Origin of the sequence: Mesorhizobium sp. M7A.F.Ca.CA.004.04.2.1, from assembly GCF_004022825.1 — a bacterium.
Taxonomy (GTDB): Bacteria; Pseudomonadota; Alphaproteobacteria; order Rhizobiales; family Rhizobiaceae; genus Mesorhizobium.
Map to the genome: position 1 here is coordinate 1 of NZ_RZPH01000882.1, position 2571 is coordinate 2571.

The following is a 2571-nucleotide window of genomic DNA, read 5'->3' on the forward strand; positions in this document are numbered from 1 at the left end:
GCGGACCGGCAGCCGATGACAATGCCGATCTCGAACGGACATTCGACGAATTGCTGGCGGCTGGCGAGATCGGCATTGTCATCGGCTGCCGGTCCGCTGGGGGGATCCTGGCGTGTCAGCGTTTCCAGCCTTTGATGAAGCTGGCGGTTTTCATCGCGGCAACGGGCATGCGCGAGTTCGTCGGTCATGCCGCGCAAGCGGAGATCGGCGAGTTGGACCTTCACCGCGCCATAGTCTCGGCGCGCCGCGTCGCGCTCCTGGCGCAACGTCGCGATCTCGGCTTCCGAGGTTTGGCCCCGATACTCGGCCACGTCCTCGGCGCGCTGCCCGACCCTCGGCGTTGCGCGGACCACGCTTTGATCGGCGGCGCTGCGCTGGAGCGAGCGCAACCTCTTTTCAAGTTCGACGGCCCGCTCCTGCGCGGCGGCGGCGCAATCGCCGAGAACGCCGCGCTGATGCTCGAGCGTGGACAGCCGCACCTGCAGGTCCTGCTGCACCAGCATCTGCGCAGACAGTTTGCCGGTCAGTCTTTCGTTGTGGAGCTGGTAATCCGCGACCTTGGAACGAAGCAGCATGGCGGCCTGTTGCAAGCTGGCGAGCCGCGATGCAACGTCCTCACGCGCCTGCTCTGCGGCTTGCCTGGCGATGATCTCGTCGCGAAATTGCCCCGACACGCGCGCCAGGTTCCGGCCCAGACGCTCGACCTCGACATTCGCTTCGAGGAACCGCGTTGCGCGCTGGCCGGCATGCCTGTCCGCTTGCGCAATGGTCTGCCGTGCCCTGTTGAGTTGGACTTCCAGGTCGGCAATGGTCTTGCTCGCGATCGATAGCTCGCGCGATTTTCGCCCAAGCTCTTTCGAGGTGCGATCCTGCAAGCGCTGCAGCTTCGCCACCTCTTCCTGCAATTCCCATTTGTCGGTATCGGGAGCGTCGGCATCGTGCGTTTGCGCATCAAGCCTGCCCACATCGTGGTCAACCAACGACCACGCCGAGTCGTCACCGGCACGTGGATCCAGCCTGTCGTTGGACAAGGGCGAGGAGCCGCGCATGGCGCGGGCCTGGCTCGAGCCCGTCCGGGCCGAAGTCGAGCCGAGGGAGGCGGCCAGCGTGTCTGACTGGGCCAATCCGGTCACGGGCTCCTCTTCGAAGAGAGGCAAAGCTTGATACGTTGCGGCTCGAATGCTTCGAATCAGTTCGTCGAAGTCTTCGTCGGCCCTTCGGACAACGGCGCTATCCTCCGCACTGATGTGCCGGGCGCCGTTGGCCTCATGATTCAGCGACATTTCTCTCTCATCGCTACCGAATCACTAGATTATCGTGAATTAAGAACAAGAATGCGAGTAGGTTTTATCGGCTTTCACTGGAAATTTCTGCGAGAAATCTCGTTTTTTTATAAGCAGAGATCAATATTCGCGTTTGCCTGCTGGCAACCGAAGTAAACTCCCGGTCACCCACCCGTCAAATATTGCAGCGAAGATGTGCCATTCTCCAGAACCGCACCCTGCCTTTTCTCAGCGCCGCCCCAACAGGCTCTTCATGCGGTTGCGCAGCAGGCGGGCCATGTTGCGGGTCTCGCGGTAGAGGTGCAGTTGCGAGGCGGCCTGGCGGGTGAGGCGGTCGGCATCCGGCGCCAGGCCGATCACCAGCGTGCCCATCGGCTTGCGCTCCGCCCATAGCCGGCTCATCACCGGATGGTCGGGCACCGCGCAGGAATCGGTCATCATGATGTTGGGATCGTCGAGATGCTGCCTGGTCACCTCGATCATCAGCAGCGTGCCGGGCGAATAGCTGGCCAGCGTCTCGTCATAGGCCGTCTTCCAGGTATAGGCGATGCCGGCTTCGACGAAGACGATCAGGCAGGCGATGGTGCGGCCGTCGAGCGTCAGCGAATGGATGCGGCACATGTCCTGTTCGGCCAGCCGGTGCACGGCTTCGCGGGCGAAGGCGGCGCGGAAGCGGTCGATCGCCATGGCGGTGCGTTCGCGGCCTTTCCAGCCGGCCGCTTCCAGCGACAGGAAGCCTTCGATGGCATGGCGGATGTCTTCGGGGCCGCGCGCCACGACATGCTCAAGCTTGCCAAGGTCGCCAAGGCGCCGCTTCAGGCGGCGGAACTCGCGATAATGGTGCGCGCGCAGCGAGGCCTTCAGATAATCATCTCCATCGAGCTCGCTCTCCAGCGCCGGGCGCTGGATCTGGCCGGTGGTGACCAGCGTCAGGCCGCGCGCCTCGGCCACGGTGGCAAGCAGGCTCGCCACCGGGCCATCGAGCCGGACATCGGCCAGGACGAAGACTTTCGGCAGCTTGAGGTGCGGGCGCGACAGCATCGAGAAGAAGTCTTCGACGACGCCGACCGGATCGTCGCGGTCGACCAGCGGCGTGCCGAGCGGACCGAACGGGCTCGACCATGTGCGCATGACCGGCACGCCGAGCGGCACCACCGGCCGTTCCACCGAGAACGGCACCAGAAGGCGCAGCCGGTTGCGGTATTCGTCGCCGTCGCGGATGACCGCCAGCCGCACCTCGCGGTCCTCCAGCCGCGGCATGGCGGGCGCCAGGAAACTCGGGTTGAAG

At 64.4% G+C, this 2571-nt stretch carries 2 protein-coding genes; both read right to left on the reverse strand.

The genetic code is table 11. The features are described 5' to 3' along the window. On the reverse strand, positions 1-1283 hold a 1283-nt coding region (locus EN893_RS28605), incomplete at its 3' end, for a hypothetical protein (RefSeq protein ID WP_164901192.1). 228 nt (positions 1284-1511) lie between these two features. Further along, positions 1512-2571, reverse strand: a 1060-nt coding sequence (locus EN893_RS28610; protein WP_164901193.1) for a GNAT family N-acetyltransferase, incomplete at its 5' end; no start/stop codon positions are given.